General features: G+C 63.4%; 1 pseudogene. It reads left to right on the forward strand.

Annotated features, from left to right (window positions below):
* A pseudogene (locus V0R37_RS22405) lies at positions 1–265 on the forward strand (amidohydrolase); the annotation flags it as partial.

Raw genomic sequence — 265 nt, forward strand, 5'->3', positions numbered from 1 at the left:
GCGAGCTGCCAGCTGATCAGCCAGCTGCAAGGGCTGGTGAGCCGTGAAACGCCGCCGGACAAGTCGGCGGTGCTGAGCATCACCAGCATCAATGCCGGAGACACGTTCAACGTGATTCCCGAGCAGGTGGCGCTGCGCGGCACGCTGCGCTGCTTCGACATGGCGCTGAAAGAGCGCCTGGAAGCACGTTTCAAGCAGGCCATTGCCAGCCTGGCCGAGTTCCATGGCTTGACGGTGGAACTGGATTACCAGCGCTGCTACCCCG

The sequence above is a fragment of the Pollutimonas rozaliensis genome, from assembly GCF_048751585.1.
In the GTDB taxonomy this organism is placed as follows: domain Bacteria; phylum Pseudomonadota; class Gammaproteobacteria; order Burkholderiales; family Burkholderiaceae_B.